Below are 15968 nucleotides of genomic sequence, written 5' to 3'. Positions count from 1 at the left end.
TTGACCGTTTAGGTGGTCGGCCATGCTGAAACGAAGCCCTCGAAGGTCGCGCTGTCAGGCCACCACGGCGACCTCGGCCGGCGCACCGCCGGCCCGCCGGATCGCACCGGTCAGTTCCTCGACAGTCGGTTCGACCAGTGCCGCGGCAATGTAGGCGTCGGGCCGCACCAGCCAGACTTCACCGGGTTCGGATCGCAGTGCGGCAGTAAGGGTCCCGTCGCGGTCGATCGCCGCGATCTCCAGCACCCGGATCGGCGCGAGCGTGGCGGTGGTCGCGCACCGCGCCAGGGTCTGCACATCCACACCCGGTCCGGCCAGCAGCAGCAAGCCGTCGCGAGCGAACTCCCGTAGCCGCCCGTGCCCGCCATCGGGCAGGGTGACCGGCGCGTCGGGCACGATGATGCCCGGGGCAGTGGGAGCAACGGTGCCACGGGGCGGCCGACCATGGAAGGGACGGCCGGGATCCGGGGTGGTCAGCGGCGAATCGACATACCAGAACGGCTCTGACAGCCGACCCGAGTCGACCGCCGCACTGGTAGCGGGATCCACCGCCGCGCGTTCGAGGGTGTCGCGGCGCACCCGGCGCTGCTGGTCATCGCGCGGCACCAGGAAGTTCATGGTGTCGGTGGTGACCTCGATATTCTCCAGAGCGGCCGCGTGCCTCTCGACGTGGTAGCTCTCCAGCAGTTCCGCCGGCGCCCAGCCGTTGAGCACGAAAGCCAGCTTCCACGCGGCGTTCTCGGCGTCCGCGACGCCGGAGTTCAATCCACGCGCGCCGAATGGCGACACCAGGTGGGCGCAGTCGCCGGCCAGCAGTACCCGGCCTACGCGCATGCGGTCGACGACGCGAGAGTGGAAGCGGTACACCGAGTTCCACACGATCTCGTAGTCCGCGTCGCCGATGATCCGGCGAATCCGCGCGTCCAGCGCGCCGCTGGCTCGCTCCGCGTCGAGGTCGTAGTCGCCGGGCACCTGCCAGTCGATGCGGAACGTCGAGTCCGGGCAGGGATGAATGAGCACCTGCCGCCCGGGATTCCACTCCGGGTCGAAGTAGAAGCGGCGTTCGGTGGCCCAGTCCGGCAGATCGACCCGGATATCGCAGATCAGGAACCGATCATCGAAGGATTCACCGCCGAAGTCGACGCCGAGCTCACCGCGCAGGTCATCGCTGCGCGGGCCGCCGCACGCGACAGCGTACGCAGCCGTGACGGTCGCCTCCCCCGCCGGAGTGGCGCAGTGCAGGCGGACACCGGTGTCGTCTTGCGCGATTCCGGTGACGGTATGGTCCCAGCGCACGTCGATCAGTTCGGACGCCGCGATGGCTTCGTCGAGGATCTGCTCAGTGCGGGTCTGCGAAATATTGACGAACGCCGGGAACGCCGACTTGCCGTAATCCGGCAGGTCATAGGAGAACAGTTCGCGATTACGGTAGAAGGTGCGGGCCGTGGTCCAGGTGACACCTTCCTTCGCGATCCGGCGTCCAGCACCGATGGATTCCCACACATCGAGCACGTCACGCTGCTGACAGATGGCCTTGGAGCCGATCTCGTCGCGCTGCGGCCGGGCGTCCAGCACGATCACGGGGATACCCCAGCGGGCCAGCAGCAGCGCGGTGGTCTGACCGACCGGCCCATTGCCGACGACGGCGACCGTCTTATCGGTTGTCATGTCGAATTCCTCAGTCCTGCAGCCGGTTCCAGACTTCACGGTCACGATCGGCGGTCCAGATGACGGGCCGCTCGATACCGGACAATTCGTCCCACACGCGGGAGACATCGAACGGCAGGCAGTGTTCGAAAATCGGCCAGCGCCCGTAGCGGTCGAACAGCGCCACATGCGTGGCCTCGAACGCCTCCTTCAGGGTTCCGCCACGCTGGTGCACCGTGCCCACCTCGGTCAGCATGACCCGCAGGAAGTGCCGGGTCTGCTCGATCGCGGCCTCGCACGCATCGCGCCCCCGGGCCACCGCGCCGCGGCCACCGATGAGCTGTTCGGCGCCCAGTGCTTTGACGGCGTCGAGGGTGCCGGTGGCCCATTCTCGATGGAAGGCGTCGCCGGTGTACAGGGCGGCCTCGGCCTCGACCAGGTCCCCGGCGAACAGGATCTTGTGCTGGGGCAGCCAGGCCACGATGTCGCCCTCGGTGTGTCCGCGGCCCAGGAACTTCAGCTGTAGGTCGCCGCGGCTGCCACCGAGGTCGATGGTGACCGAGTCGGAGAAGGTCTGAGTGGGCCAGGCCAGTCCGGGAATGGTGTCGGGCTCTTTGAAAAGCCGCGGCATGCGCCCATACTCGGAATCCCAATCCTGTTGTCCGCGTTCGGCGATGAGTTTGCGCGTGTTGTCGTGCGCGATGACCACTTCCGCGTCGTAGGCGCTGGCGCCGAGTGTGCGCACCGCGTGGTAGTGCGACAGGATCAGGTATTTGACCGGCTTGTCGGTGTGCTCGCGCAGCTTCGCCAGCCACTGCCGCGCCGCGACCGGCGTGGCCAGTGCCTCGAAGCAGACGACGAAATCCTCACCCTCGATCGCGCCGATATTCGGATCCCCCTCGGCGGTCAGCGCGTACACGCCGTCGGCGAGCACCTCGAGCGTCTGCACCTTCTCTCCGAGATCCGCCGAAGAGGCGAAAGCCTTCGTGGTCATCAGCCCTCCATTAGTAAATGGTTTGATTAATTCAGCCGAGTGTAGCTTGAACCACACCATTGGCAAGACCCGTTCCCCGTCACTCCCGCCGGCTGCGCGGACGTCATTACGCTGTGCTCATGACCACGGCTCCGGAGTCACCCCGCAACCTCGACTACCTGACCTTCGTCGACTACGCGGTGAACAAGGCCAATCGCGAACTCCCCCAAGTCGATCCCACGGCCATGCGGATGGTGCTGACCCTGCACCGGGTCACCAGCGCACTCGTCTACGACCTCGAAGCGTCGGTCCACCGCCCCCATGGTTGGAGCTGGCCCGGTTTCCGCATCCTCTTCGTCCTGTGGCTGGCCGGGCCGCTGGAGGCCAAGCGAATCGCCGAACTGTCCGGCAATAGCCGAGCCACGGTGTCAGCCCTGGTCAACACCCTGGAACGCGACGGCCTGGTCACGAGGGAACGCGCCGAGCGCGACCGTCGCGCGGTGCGGATCGCCTTGACGGAAGGGGGTCATGACGCCATCGCGGACGCTTTCCGTCAGCACAACGAGCGCGAGCAGGCGTGGGCCAACGCCCTCACTAAACCAGAACAGACGATCTTCATCGGCCTGCTCGAGAAACTCATGTACGGCATGGCCGACGTCGCTGAGAAACGCCGCAGCTGAGTCCGACCCGCGGGCCCTCTGCTCGACAGCGATGTCACATCGAGCAGCCGACCTATCGTCGTCTCACCTTCTACGCGGGCAACCGTGCGCCGACGCAGGCGTGGATACCGCGTAGCCCCGCAGCGTCGAACGGCGAAGTGTGTGTGTTCGAAACGGTTCGTGTCATATCGGAGCGTCGTGGCACCTGTTGATTGCTCGTTCCGAACAGAATTGGCGATACCATCCTGATGTGGCTGTACGAACCGAATCGAGTCGCCAAGCGATCTTGGATGCGACTCATGGTCGACCAGGCCATCCGCGGGCTTGCGGCACGCCCGGCGAAACCGACAGTGACCGCGAAGTAGGCACAAAACCGTGACTGCCGATCGGGACGTCGAACCTCGCCGCAAACGGGCGGATGCGGTTCGCAACCGTCAGCGCATCCTGACCGCCGCGGAACAGTTGCTGGCCGAGCGCGGGATGGAAATTACGCTCGACGCCGTTGCCGGCGCGGCAGGTATCGGCGTTGGCACCGTCTACCGCCAGTTCTCGAACAAGCGGGAGCTGATCAACGAGTTGTTCGAGGGATACCTTCGGCAGATCATCGACTCGGCCCAAGCGGCAACTCGCGACCCCGACCCCTGGCGAGGGCTCACGCGATTTCTGGAAGCCACCTGCGAAATCATCGCGGGCAATCGCGGATTCGCCACCGCGATGAGCGAGTTGCAAAATGACGCAGGCCTTTTCGAAATCCATCGCGGCGAGCTCATGCTCCCGATCGCGGTGCTACTCGACCGCGCGAAAAAGGCCGGCGTGGTCGTACAAGGCATGGAACCGGTCGATGTTCTCGCAATCATCGGCATGATCCACTTCGTCGCGGCAATCACCGAACCGGTCGATCCGGAGAACTGGCGGCGGTATCTTGCCGTGCAGCTCAACGGCTTCCGAACCGACGCTGCCCCAGAGTTGCCACTGCGCCCCGCCGCATTGTCATCGGATCAGCTGAACCGCGCCCGCTCGGCGGCGGCCGCGCGCCGCAAGCAGCCCTGAGCCGCCGACGCACCGGACACAGGGTGTACGCGGGGTCCCCGACCTCAACCGAATCACCTTCGAAACCTACGGCGGCCCATCCCGGGGCATGACCCGAAGTCGGGGCGGCACATTACTCGATGATCACCTGTCTCCGCTGGCGGAAGACTGTGCGAAGTGGTCGACCCCCTCCGGACACAGCGGACGGATCCGCGCCATCTTCTCGGAGTACATCCACTCGGCTCGGTTGTCCATCGGCGCATCGCCGACCAGGAGCGCGGTACCCAGGTGCTGCCACGCCACCGCTAGCGGGCGGGCTGCCGCAATCCCCAAGCAGCGTCGCGAACGGGCGATCCCTCAGGAACCTCACGCTGACGGGTTCGGATTACGTTGCGGCACGACGTGATTCATTGAGGCTCTCGCGATCGATACAGCAGCACTACCGTTCAGATCGGTGTCGGGAACTCTGTTGTTCGGTTTCGTTCACGATCCACGCCGCGATTTGTGTGCGTGAGGTGAATCCGAGTTTGGCCAGGATGTGTTCGACGTGGCCTTGTGCGGTGCGTTGCGAGATCACCAGTTTGGCGGCGATCTGCTTGTTGCTGAGTCCTTGGGCGACAAGCTCGGCGACCTGCCGCTCCCGCTTGGTCAATCTCGCGGACCCATCGGACGCGGGCACCTTGTCGGTGGACTGTTCCCCGAGCGCGTACGCGACAGCAGCGCCCAAGCTCATCCCCCGGCCCTGCCGCAAGGCCGCATCGAATCCGCGAGCGCCGAGGGCACGACGCGTCAATTGCACACATTCCTCGTGAAAGCGCGACATACTCCGCAAGACGGCCCGCACGCTGCTGCCCACCAGCCAGTTGCCCTGCGCGGCTCCCATCAGAACGGCCGCGCGCTCGACGTCGCCGTGATCGGCGACAGTCCAAGCCAGCGCCTCGAGACTGAACGCGGCGATTACCGGGCTGCTCGGCCGCCGGTTGACGCGCAAAGCCTCCTCGAGCAACTGCCGGGCACGGTCGGGCTCGCCGTGTCGCCAGGCGGCAACGCCCAAGCCGCGCAGCGCAGTCGAACGATAGAGCAGTTCGCCTTGCGCTTCGGTGATGGAAAATACCCGGCTGTAAAGCTCGCTCGCCCGGGTCATGTCGCCGCGCAGTTCGTATGACCAAGCCAGGATGGCTAGCGCGCTGACGTAGAGCTCTCCCACCTGGTTCGAGCTGAGCATTTCGACCGCGCGTTCGAGACAGGTGGATGCTTCGTCGGCTTTACCGCTCGCGAGTGCGACAATGCCGGCGGCGTAGGCGAGCTGTCCCTGAATCGTGGGGGTTGAGGTTTGTGCGGCAAGCACGCGTCCCTCCGCCAGAAAGGCGGCGGCAGACTGGAAATCTCCCTGTGGCGCGGCAACCTCACAAGCGGCGCGTAGCGCAGCGATACGGTCGGGTGTCGATTGCGCGCCGGGATGGGCGAGAACCCGGTCGAGCCATAGTCGGCCTTCCCCGTACAGACCGCGAAAGCTCCAGAACTCGTGCATCGCCGCGGCTATGCGTAACCCTGCTTCAGCCGCCGCCGGAGTGTTCTCGGATAGATAAGACTCGAGCGCTTCACGCAGATTGGGTTGCTCACGTTCGAGCCGGACGATCCAATCCAGCTGCCGGGGGCTGATCCATTCGGCCTCGGCGTCCAGCGCCAATTGTTGATACCAGGCGCGGTGTCGTCGGCGCAGCTCGGCGTCTTCACCGGACGCACGCAGCTTTTCCCGACCGTAGTCGCGGACCGTCTCGAGCATCCAGAAACGCACGACGGCATGCGATTCATTCCGAACCACGATCGACTTGTCGACCAGGGCGGACAGCACATCGAGCGGACTGTGCCCGGCAGCGTCGAGTTCCGAGCCGAGGTCGGTGCCGCATATTTGTTCGACGGCGTCGAGTTCGAAGCTGCTTGCGAACACCGACAGCCGGGCCCACAACCGCTGTTCGACCGGGGTGCACAACCCGTAGCTCCAGTCGATACACCACCGCAGCGTCTGTTGCCGTGTCGGGGCTGTACGACTGCCACGGGTGAGCAGCGCGTACCGATCGGTGAGCCGCGCCAGGATCTGCTCCGGTGACATCGCGCGCATCCGAGCCGCGGCCAACTCGATCGCCAATGGCAAACCATCCAGCCGGGCACAAATCCGGGACACGGCGACCTTGTTGTCCTCGTCGAGTTCGAAGCCCGGCACCGCCGCTGCCGCGCGGTCGGCAAACAATGTCACCGCGTCGAAACCGGGCAGCCCACCGAGCGTCGGCTCCCGGTCGGGATCCGGGACCGTCAGCGGCGACACGCGCAGCACCGCTTCCCCTGCGATATCCAACGGTTCACGACTGGTACACAGCACCCGCACCCCGGGGCAGGTCCGCAGCAGCGTCTCGACCAGCTTTGCCACGGCCGCCACCACTTGCTCACAATTGTCGAGCACGAGCAGTGTTTCCCGCGAGCTCAGAAATCGGGCAAGAATCGACGAACTCGCCGCCGCGTCCCGCATGCCGAGGGTGGCCGCCACCACATCGACCAGCAAGGCTGGGTCGGACACATCGGCCAGCTCGACCAACCACACCCCGTCGGGGAAATCGCGGCGCACCTGCGATGCCGCCCGCAGCGCCAGCCGCGTCTTCCCAACACCTCCGATCCCGGTCAACGTCACCAGCCGCGACGCCACCAGCGAATTCTTCAGTTCGGACATCTCGGTGCGCCGACCAACAAAGCTGGTCAGCTCGAGCGGCAGATTACCTTCACCATCAGCACCGCTCACCGCTGGCGAGTGCGGTTTCCGCGCTGGTGGCTGCTGGTCTGGGCCGTCGTGAATCGGTTCGCCCCACAACGCCATCTCGCCCACCGGGAATCCGAGGCGGCGCTGCACCTGCCGAAGCCTCTCCCCCAGAGCCACGGCCGAGGGCCGCTCATGGCGATCGCGGCTCATCGCGGCTTCCACCACTACCGACACCTCGTCCGCGACGCCGCTGTCCCGCAGGTCCGGAACCGGCTCGGTGGTAATCCGCAAAAACTGCGTCACCACGTCCTCCCCGCTGCGACGTTCGAAAGCGGCATGCCCGGTGAGCGCACAGAACAGCGTGGCTCCGAGCCCGTACACATCCACGGCCGACGTCGGAGTGTCTCCTTCGAGTACCTCCGGTGCGGTGAACGTCGGCGACCTGGTCAACGTGCCCGCAGCGGTCTGGAACCCGCTGGCCATGTGCGCGATACCGAAATCGGTCAACACCGGTTCGCCGTACTCGGTGAGCAGGATGTTTCCTGGGTTCATGTCCCGATGCACGATATCGAGACGATGCGCGCTGGCGAGCGCGCCGGCGACCTTCACCCCGATCGACAACACCTGCTCCACCGGAAGTGGGCCATGCCGGCGGATCCGCGCATCCAGGGAATCCAGGGGGTAATACGGCATCACCAGGTAGCGGCGGCCACTTTCGGTGGCGCTGGTTTCCAGCACGGTGACAATGTTCGGGTGCCCGGTCAGCCGCCCCATCGCCCGCTGCTCGCGAACGAATCGCGCTTGATTGTCGGTGTCCAACTGCACTGTCAACACCTTCACCGCCACTGTCCGGTGCAACGACACCTGACAGCAGCGATACACCACCCCGAAACCGCCGCGTCCGATCTCCACGGCATCCTCGAAGCCAGCAGCGGCCAGCTCCGCCGTGACCGGCGTAATCACCTCACGACGGGTGCGCGGCGAATCATTATCGGTCATCGGTAGGGGCAATCCGAAGAGACATTCTCCGGCAACCAGGCAACATGCGCTCACCTTTCGCCAACCCCAGCGTATGCCGAAAACAGCAAAGGAAGGGATGCTGAGCTGGGAAGGCATACAGTGCGAAACCGACGGTCCAAAACCCCGATGGCTGGCAGCACATTTGCGAGATCGGCGTATACGGAGCTATCCCTCGTCGGAGACCGAACGCAGAAGTCGCCGCAACAGATAGAAACCGTCGCGCGGCGAACCGGCCTCGACGATCGGCACGTCGCCCAGCGTGCAGATGCGGACCGCGTCCGCCCCGGCCAGCCGGACGCGCAGGCCGGGTTTGCCGGAACGCGGGATATATCCTGACGCTCCGGGTGGCGCCGTTGAGCCGGGGCAACAGCACGGCTGCGAACCGGTCGGCCTCTTCGCCACCTTCCACGTACTGGAATCTGCTTGCCGCGCAAGCCTATTGGTTCATCAGCGTGATGTTGCGCGCGGTCGCTTCCGAAAACGAATCCTGCTGAGCGACTGAACGATCCAACGCGAGAGAATCATCGAATCCCTCGTGAAAGCGGAGAAAAGTATGCCCGATGCTGTCGAGCAGAGCCGGCAACGAACCCAGCAAGCACACGAAATTCTCGCGAGACTCCGGCTCCTGGAGCACTGGCGGGCATTCGGAACACCAGTCCTGGTAGGAGCCTTGGCCTACGAACTGGCCATGGCACCCGATATCGATATCGAAATCTACTGCGACGAACCGCGCATCGAAGACGGCTTCGCCGTGCTGCGCGAGTGCGCGCTGCACCCTGATGTCCGCAACGCGCGGTTCGGCAACCATCTCACCGACGCCGACGAGGGCCTGTACTGGCGGCTCGGCTATCACGCCGACGACGGCACCGAATGGAAAATCGACATGTGGTCGCTACGCCGTGATCATCCCGGTCCCCGCTCCGCCGACTTGATCGACCCCATTCGAGCAGCACTGACACCCGAGGCCAGGCGCACGATCCTGGAACTGAAAGCACTGATCCAAGCCGGTTCGATTCCACAACGCCCTTCCATCGACATCTACCGCGCCGTCATCGACGGCGGAATCCGTTCCAGCACGGAACTTTCCCCCTGGCTCGAAGCCCACCACCGTGACGGCTTGGTCTTCTGGAAGCCAGCACCGGCCCCGACCGATCACTGATCGCGCAAAGGGTGCTAGATCCGTTGTTCAGGTGCTGTCGAAATGTCGAAACGAGCCCCTCGTTGGGCCTGAGCATCCGGGACCGGTCCGTATTCGGTTGTGGCAATGGCGTTTCCGCTGCGCTTTCGTCCACCCGCGGAGTACGGTGAGCTGCTGTGAGGAGAAGGCGGATGGCGTGGTGGCTGCTCACCGCATCTACGGCGGCGACCGTCACCGGTTGTGGCTCCGAACAGTCGGCCCCGCCTGGGACGACCAGCCCCAGCGCGGACTCGGCGCTGCATGCGGTTTCGCCGCCGTCGACCGCGCCGCCACCGGCCGCGCGTACTTCGGATGCCGTTGCCACGCAATGTCGGACGTCGGATCTCGCGGCCGGTCTCGGACCGGAAACCGCGGCCGCCGGAACCGTCGCCTTCCCGATCGTGTTCACCAACAACGGGTCCGGTCCGTGCGTACTCGACGGATTCCCGGGTGTCTCCTACGTTATCGGCCCGGACAGCGCACCCGTAGGCGCGCCCGCCACGCGTGACGGTGCCTCGTCCGGCCCAGTCCAGTTGGCGCCCGGTGGGCAGGCGTCGGCGCTGGTGTTCGCAATCAACGTGCACAACGTTCCGCCCGAGCAATGTCAACCGGTGTCGGTGCCGGGGCTGCGAATCTACCCGCCCGACAACACCGTATCGCTCTACCTCGAACGCGCCGGGACAGCATGCAGTCTCGCGCAGGCGACCACGACCCAACTGAGGATCCACACCGTCGTAGCGGGCACCAGCGGCCGCTGACCCGGAGGCGGCGACCAGGCTTCGTTGCGGCATCGCCGATTACGACGCGGTCACAGTAGTTCACTACTGCTGACGTCGCGGCCGCGGGGCCGGAAAATCGGTAGCTACCACTCGATTCCGGTCCCACGGGTCCGGTCGACCTTCTCGGAGGGTAGTCATGGTTGATTCCCTTTTCGCCGACGTGTCCGAGTTCCAAGTACCGGTCGACGACTCTTACCCGTACCAAATCTTTTCGTTCAGATCCAACGATGGCACGTACCGGGACCACAACTTTTTCACGAACTATGCGTGGGCCGCCGACGCAGCCGACGCCGGACGAATTTCCTGCTTCATCGTCTACTTCTACTGGCGACCGAACTGGCTCGACACCGCCGACACCCACAGGAGCATGGTCGGCCAGGCGGGCGGTCCGCACCCGAGGATGATCTCCATGATCGATGTGGAATCGGGCGGCAATCCCGGCGGCGACCAGTCCGACGGCATCAATCGCGCCTATTGGCGGCTGGCCGACTGGCTCGGCTCGACGCGCCGGATCATCGGCTACGCCAACCGGTCCGACTTCAACAGCATGTGGCCGGTGCGCCCGGACGGGCTCAACATGATTGGCGCCGGCTACGGCAGCAACCCGAACCTGCCCGGCCAGATCGCCCACCAGTACACCGACGGCCAAGGCTACGGCGGCGGCCTCCCCGAGGGCGCCTCGCCTTTCGGCAACTGCGATATGAACTCCGCCGACGGATTCTCGCCGGAGGACTTCGCCAACCAGTGTGGCGTCGGGGTGGTCGCGCCGGATCCGGTCACCGACATGTGGATTCAGTTCATGGGCATCGGTGGCAACGGCTGGCCCCAACTTGCCGGCCGCACCCTCGTCGACGGCGTTGCGACTGTCGGCCAAGCCCTCGGTCTCCCCGGGTTTGCGCCACCCTCGGGGCCCACTCAGGTGCCGCTGCCCCGCGATACCGACGGCCGCATCCGCGACGAGTGGATCCAGATGCGCGGTGACCAAGGCAACGGCTGGCCGCAACTCGGCGGCCGGTCCCTCGTCGACGCCGTCGCGGCAATCGGGCAGAAACTCGACATCGCCGGCTTCCAGCCGCCCGCCCAATAGTCGTGATCGGAGTACTCGCATGCCCACAATCCCCAGCGCGAACGGCCGCTTCTTCGTGATCACCGACTGTGTGCCACAGGTCCAGGCGGCCGCGACCGCCGCCGCCGCCGGCGGCGGCACCCTGGCCGGCCTGACCTCCACCAACCTCGCCGAGCTCAGCTTTCCGAAGGGGGCGTTCACGGACGTACAAGCTTGCGACACATCACAAGCCGGGCCCACCGCATGGTTCGGCACCTTCAACGGCGGGGTCCCCGAGCGCAGCGTGTACGCCATCGATCTCACCACCGGGCAGGTCTTCAACGACAACTCCAGACGGGCAGCGGCATTTTCCCGATTCGTCCTCGCTGAAGCCAAATAGACCGGATCCATAGCGGCCGAAACCTGGTCAGCCGCAGTGGGTTCTGCGGCACCGGTTCCGTCCGACGCGCTGGCGGTGGACGTCGGCCGTCAGCCCGGTGACGATGATCGCTCGCCTAGGCACACCAGTAACGAATGAACGCATGAGCAGGGAGGACCTCGGCGATGTCGACACATTGGGGCACGGCCATCAACGGGTACAGCGGAAGTACCGCGCGGCAATTCGGGGTAGGTGGCGCCGATCTCGGTATCCCCTACGACCGCAGCCATTTCGGAGCAGGGCGATCCGGATTCGTGTTCGGCGATGCCTTCACCGGCGACAGCGAAGGTTCGGGCACCTGGCTCGGCTCGCCGATCGTGCTGTTCAGCCCCAACGTCCCGGACACCACCACCATTTTCACCGGCGCCGCCGGCGGGGCGCAGGCGAAACAGGTCCTCACCTACACCCATAACGCCGACAATGGCTACGGGATCGAGGTCACCCGCATCCCCAACGACGCCTTCGTCGACCCGAACGGGCGCACTTGGTTGACCTACACCAGCGTCCACGACTGGAACGCCTCCGTCGATCGGTACGGGGCGCTGTTCTGCGGGCTCGCCTACTCCGATAACGACGGCACCACCTGGACGGACTACGCGACGGTGTGGCGCAACGACGGCAGCGACGGCTACGGCGGCTGGAGCCCGTTCATGATGCAGTCCTTCGCGGGCATCGGCAACAACAACGGCGACGGCTACCTCTACATCGTGTCCAAGGAATGGGGGCGCGCACACAACCGAAACGGGCCGATTCTGATGCGCGTGCCGTGGCAGCAGATCGCCACCCGCGCCAGCTACCAGTACTGGGGCTACAACGGCTCGGCCTGGCAGTGGGGCAACCCGACCCCCACCCCGTTGTTCGCGGGGATGGGCCCGATCGGGGAGCTGAGTGTGAAAAACATTGCGGGTACTTGGGTTATGTCCTACTTCGATGTCGACGGCTACTGCATCTCCACCCGTACCGCAGCGGCGATCGACCAGGTGTGGACCAATCCGAGACAACAGATCCACGGCGCCGTACCGTGGTGGCAGTTCTGGGTCCGCTCCTTCCCGCAACTCTACGGCGGCTACATCCACCCCCGCTCCACCTCACCCACCGACGTGACTCTGTATGTCTCGCAATGGAACACCACCACGAACAACCCCTACTGGGTCATGCAATTCGACGGCATCACCCCGTAGTCGTGCCGACCGGTCGGCTGGCACTGCGGCGATTTGTTGTCGATGGTCGTAATGGATCTCGACATCGAGCGCTACGCGGATGCTTGGTTGGGGGCGGCGAACGTTCGCATCGCCGCGGCCGCTGCGTTGTATCCACTCATCCCGTGCGCTCCGGGCCCTGGTGGGGCGGCGGCCGAGCAGATGAACATCCGGTCCGCTATATGGTAGGGGCGCAGCGTGATACGTGATCCGCCGAAGAGTAGTTGGCGAATGTTCTTGTCGCCGGTGAGGATGTCTCCGCCCACATAGTTGGGGTTGTAGGCCTCCAAGGCGGTGGGGCCGACCACGGTGGTGGCGACGACGCGGTCCCGGAACCCGGGCGCGAAGCGCTCGACCGCGTCGAGCAGTACGTCGGTGGCGTCCTCTGAATAGCCTTGTGGCACATGAGCATACAGGTCGATGGGGTGTAGATTTCCGCGTGATCGTGTGGGGTCTGCGAGGTACTGCTGTCCGACCACGATGAAGGGCCGGTCGGGAAGCCGGCCTCGATGGATTGCGCGTTCGGCGTGAACCACGTCGGCGGCGCTGCCGCAGACGTGCAGGCTTCCCGCTTTGCGGGCGTGCGGGTTGGTCCACGGGATGCCGCCCTCGACGGCCAGGCTGACCTTGTAGGCGGCGGGCCCGTGTTGAAATCGCCGGTACTCGCGGGAGATCCGCGACGGCAGCCGGTCACCGGCGATATCGGCGATCGCGGCCGGGGCGAGATCGAACATCACAAGGTCGGCTGGCGGCAGTTGATCGAGCGATTCGACCCACAGGCCGGTCTCGATCTTTCCACCCAGATCTGTCAATGCGGCCGCCATGGCGTCCGCGATTGCGCGCGAGCCGCCCACCGCGACCGGCCACCCGTAGCGATGGCCGGCGGTGGTGATGCCGAGACCGATTGCCGCGGAGAGGATCCGGTGCTGTGGTTGCCAGCCGTGCGCCATGTTCCCGGCGAACAGTGCCCGTCCCCGCTCGGTCCGGAACAACCGGCCGAGCGCGGCGGCGGGGATCAGGGTCGGGATGCCGAATCGTGCCAACCGCAGCGGATGTGACGGTATCCGCAGCAGCGGTCGCATAAAATCGGCCGCCAACAGATCGTATCCAGCGGAGGGGCCGGCGAACAGGCGGTGCCAGATCGAGCCGTCGGCGCCGAGGCCCACGGCGGTGTCTTCGAGGGACCTGTACAGCACTCCCGCTGTTCCGTCGTCGAGTGGGTGCACGCAGTCGATTTCCGGCCACGCCCATTCCAATCCGTATCGGGCCGTATCGATTCCGGTCAAGAACGGCGACCCGACGGCCATGGGGTGGGCCATCGCGCAGTGGTCGTGCAGCAGCCCGGGCAGCGTGAGCTCGCCGGAGCGGGTGCCGCCGCCGATGGTGGCGGCACCCTCGAGCACGGTGACCTCGACGCCGTGACGGGCCAGTGTGACGGCGGCGGCCAGTCCGTTCGGGCCGGAGCCGACCACGATCGCCGTGGTCATCGCACACGCGCCGAGGGCAGAACCCGGTTGTCACGGCGGAGAGGATGAACCGGGAACGGATCGCCCGGCTCCGGCCACGGCTGGCGGGCCAGCATGTCCTCGACCAGCACGTAGCCCTCCTCGATGACTCCGGTCCTGGCGTCGACGATGCGATATGCCTGGCGTTGCCGGTGGATGGGCTGGGATTCGAGGACGACGATGCGCAGTTCGCCTTCCTCGAACTGGCAGCGACGCTGCAGCGCTGCCAGCAACTGTTCGTTGTGCAGATGCCCTTCACCGAAGTTCCAGCCCAGCAGCGGGCCGGCGACAATCTCTCCGTCGCGGATGGCGTAGTCGTCTTCGTTGTCGACGGCCCGTGGGATCAGACCGTTGAGCGCTCGGCCGTGGGTGTGCATCGATCGCCAGCCCATCCCGGTCTGGATCAGGATATCGGCGATCTCGGGGCCGTACAGCTTGGTCAACTGGATGACCGGCAGCGCGGCGCTCTTGGTCACATGCTGCTCGAGCTTCAGCTCGGCGTCCCCACGGAAACACCAGGTGCTGGTGGCCCAGTTGCCGGCGTAGTAGCGCATCGACGTCAGGAACGAAACCCATTGCGGCCGAACATGTCCGAGGATGACAACGAGTGTGGAGAACCCGATCAGCATGAACACCAGCGGAGATCGAAGCCCCGAGACATGGATGTAACCGTAGTGACCGAACAGGTAGAACAGGCTGAAGATGAAGAAGATGTTCCATTCCAGCGGAACGCCCATCGGCACGGTGGAGATGATGTGCAGGTGGAAGACCGCCATGAAGATGATCGCCGCCCAGGTCAGCGGGCCACCATGGCCGAGGAAGACCAAGTAGGCGGGAACCAGGTATTCCACGACGGTGCCGCCGTGGGCCAGCAGGACCGGGATCCGTGACGGGCGCAGGTCTTGCGGCGGGTTGCGGTACATCTTGCGCTCCAGCCATTTGATCCGCATGACCGGGCTGTTGCTCATCATGACCGCTACCACGTGCCCGAAGTGATGGTTGAGCTTGGACGTGGCCGCACCCCACCATAGTGCCAGCATGACCAGCTTGAATCCGATCATCATGTCGGAGAACGGGACGAAGAACATCAGCAGCATCAACAGGTAGTGCTCGGGGCGGGCGGCCAGGAACACCGTCTTGTCCCGCAACCCCAGCGCGCCGAGGGCGACGACCAGAGCCACGACGATCGTGGGATCGAGCAGGCCTACGTGAGTGCCGTCTACCGGTGCAGTGCCCTGACCGGGGGCGAGCAACGCCCAGATTCCGGATCCGAGGACGACCGCATACAGGACGACGTCGATGGTGCCGCGCTCGTCACCCCGGGTGAACGGCACCTTCGCCGGCCACGGCGGCAGGCGCAGCGTGCCGGGGCGCAGGAAGTACAGCAGCCCGCCGATCGGCGGCAGGAACCGCATGGTGAGCGGCCCGAACCCACACCCGAACCCGAGGATTTCGAACAGCAGGGTCCACACGACCAGTTTCTGGTAGACGATCGGCTCGGTCCACCACGACGTGATGTCGGCGAGCACTCCGAGACCAGGGGTCAGCGAGATTACCGCTGCCGCGCCGAGGACGTACAAGGCGCACTTGACGATGTAGAGCAGGTAGACGGCATAAGGGGTGCCGAAGCCGTGCTCGACCCAGTGTTCCGCGACGGTGCGGAGCCGTTCGCCGCGCGGGCGGGTCTTCCATTCGGCGTAGTCGATGTCCGGAAGGTCCGGTTTTGTGAATCCCATGGCAGATT

Annotated in this window: 13 protein-coding genes; 7 read left to right on the top strand and 6 right to left on the bottom strand. The window is 65.5% G+C overall.

Annotated features, from left to right (window positions below):
• Positions 1-54: 54 nt before the first annotated feature.
• Positions 55-1668 (bottom strand): FAD-dependent monooxygenase, encoded by a 1614-nt coding sequence (locus AB0J47_RS28620; protein WP_364352628.1) that lies wholly within the window; start codon positions 1666-1668, stop codon positions 55-57.
• Between the two features lie 10 nt (positions 1669-1678).
• Complete coding sequence (locus AB0J47_RS28615; protein WP_364352625.1) at positions 1679-2641, bottom strand: MBL fold metallo-hydrolase; 963 nt, start codon at positions 2639-2641, stop codon at positions 1679-1681.
• 119 nt (positions 2642-2760) lie between these two features.
• Here AB0J47_RS28615 and AB0J47_RS28610 point away from each other — a divergent pair, with 119 nt between their 5' ends.
• Both AB0J47_RS28610 and AB0J47_RS28605 read left to right on the top strand, forming a co-directional pair.
• Complete coding sequence (locus AB0J47_RS28610; RefSeq protein WP_364352622.1) at positions 2761-3300, top strand: MarR family transcriptional regulator; 540 nt, start codon at positions 2761-2763, stop codon at positions 3298-3300.
• Positions 3301-3654: 354 nt separating this feature from the next.
• Positions 3655-4329, top strand: a complete 675-nt coding sequence (locus AB0J47_RS28605; RefSeq protein WP_364352619.1) for a TetR/AcrR family transcriptional regulator — start codon at positions 3655-3657, stop codon at positions 4327-4329.
• 418 nt (positions 4330-4747) lie between these two features.
• Here the strand turns inward: AB0J47_RS28605 and AB0J47_RS28600 are convergent, their stop codons facing one another.
• A complete protein-coding gene (locus tag AB0J47_RS28600) occupies positions 4748-8059 on the bottom strand; it encodes a protein kinase (protein ID WP_364352616.1) in 3312 nt (1103 codons plus the stop codon).
• A gap of 186 nt (positions 8060-8245) precedes the next feature.
• A complete protein-coding gene (locus tag AB0J47_RS28595) occupies positions 8246-8482 on the bottom strand; it encodes a hypothetical protein (protein ID WP_364352613.1) in 237 nt (78 codons plus the stop codon).
• 151 nt (positions 8483-8633) lie between these two features.
• On the opposite strand from AB0J47_RS28595, the gene AB0J47_RS28590 reads away from it, so the two are divergent.
• From AB0J47_RS28590 to AB0J47_RS28570, 5 genes are all read left to right on the top strand, one after another.
• Positions 8634-9239 carry a hypothetical protein gene (locus AB0J47_RS28590; protein WP_364352610.1) on the top strand — a complete coding sequence of 202 codons (606 nt, stop codon included), beginning with the start codon at positions 8634-8636 and terminating at the stop codon, positions 9237-9239.
• Positions 9240-9409: 170 nt separating this feature from the next.
• Positions 9410-10015, top strand: coding sequence for a DUF4232 domain-containing protein (locus AB0J47_RS28585; protein WP_364352607.1), 606 nt, complete (start codon positions 9410-9412; stop codon positions 10013-10015).
• Positions 10016-10445: 430 nt separating this feature from the next.
• Positions 10446-11123, top strand: a complete 678-nt coding sequence (locus AB0J47_RS28580; protein WP_364352604.1) for a hypothetical protein — start codon at positions 10446-10448, stop codon at positions 11121-11123.
• 19 nt (positions 11124-11142) lie between these two features.
• Positions 11143-11481 (top strand): hypothetical protein, encoded by a 339-nt coding sequence (locus AB0J47_RS28575; protein ID WP_364352601.1) that lies wholly within the window; start codon positions 11143-11145, stop codon positions 11479-11481.
• Positions 11482-11645: 164 nt separating this feature from the next.
• Positions 11646-12701 carry a DUF4185 domain-containing protein gene (locus tag AB0J47_RS28570; protein WP_364352598.1) on the top strand — a complete coding sequence of 352 codons (1056 nt, stop codon included), beginning with the start codon at positions 11646-11648 and terminating at the stop codon, positions 12699-12701.
• Between the two features lie 71 nt (positions 12702-12772).
• On the opposite strand, the gene AB0J47_RS28565 is transcribed toward AB0J47_RS28570, so the two are convergent.
• Complete coding sequence (locus AB0J47_RS28565; RefSeq protein WP_364352595.1) at positions 12773-14206, bottom strand: NAD(P)/FAD-dependent oxidoreductase; 1434 nt, start codon at positions 14204-14206, stop codon at positions 12773-12775.
• Complete coding sequence (locus AB0J47_RS28560; protein ID WP_364352592.1) at positions 14203-15960, bottom strand: DUF3556 domain-containing protein; 1758 nt, start codon at positions 15958-15960, stop codon at positions 14203-14205. Before AB0J47_RS28560 ends, AB0J47_RS28565 begins: the two co-directional genes overlap by 4 nt.
• Positions 15961-15968: the final 8 nt, after the last annotated feature.

The sequence above is a fragment of the Nocardia sp. NPDC049737 genome (assembly GCF_040674755.1).
GTDB lineage: Bacteria > Actinomycetota > Actinomycetes > Mycobacteriales > Mycobacteriaceae > Nocardia.
Note: the sequence above shows the minus strand (reverse complement) of the source record. Positions and strands in the feature narration are given on the sequence as shown.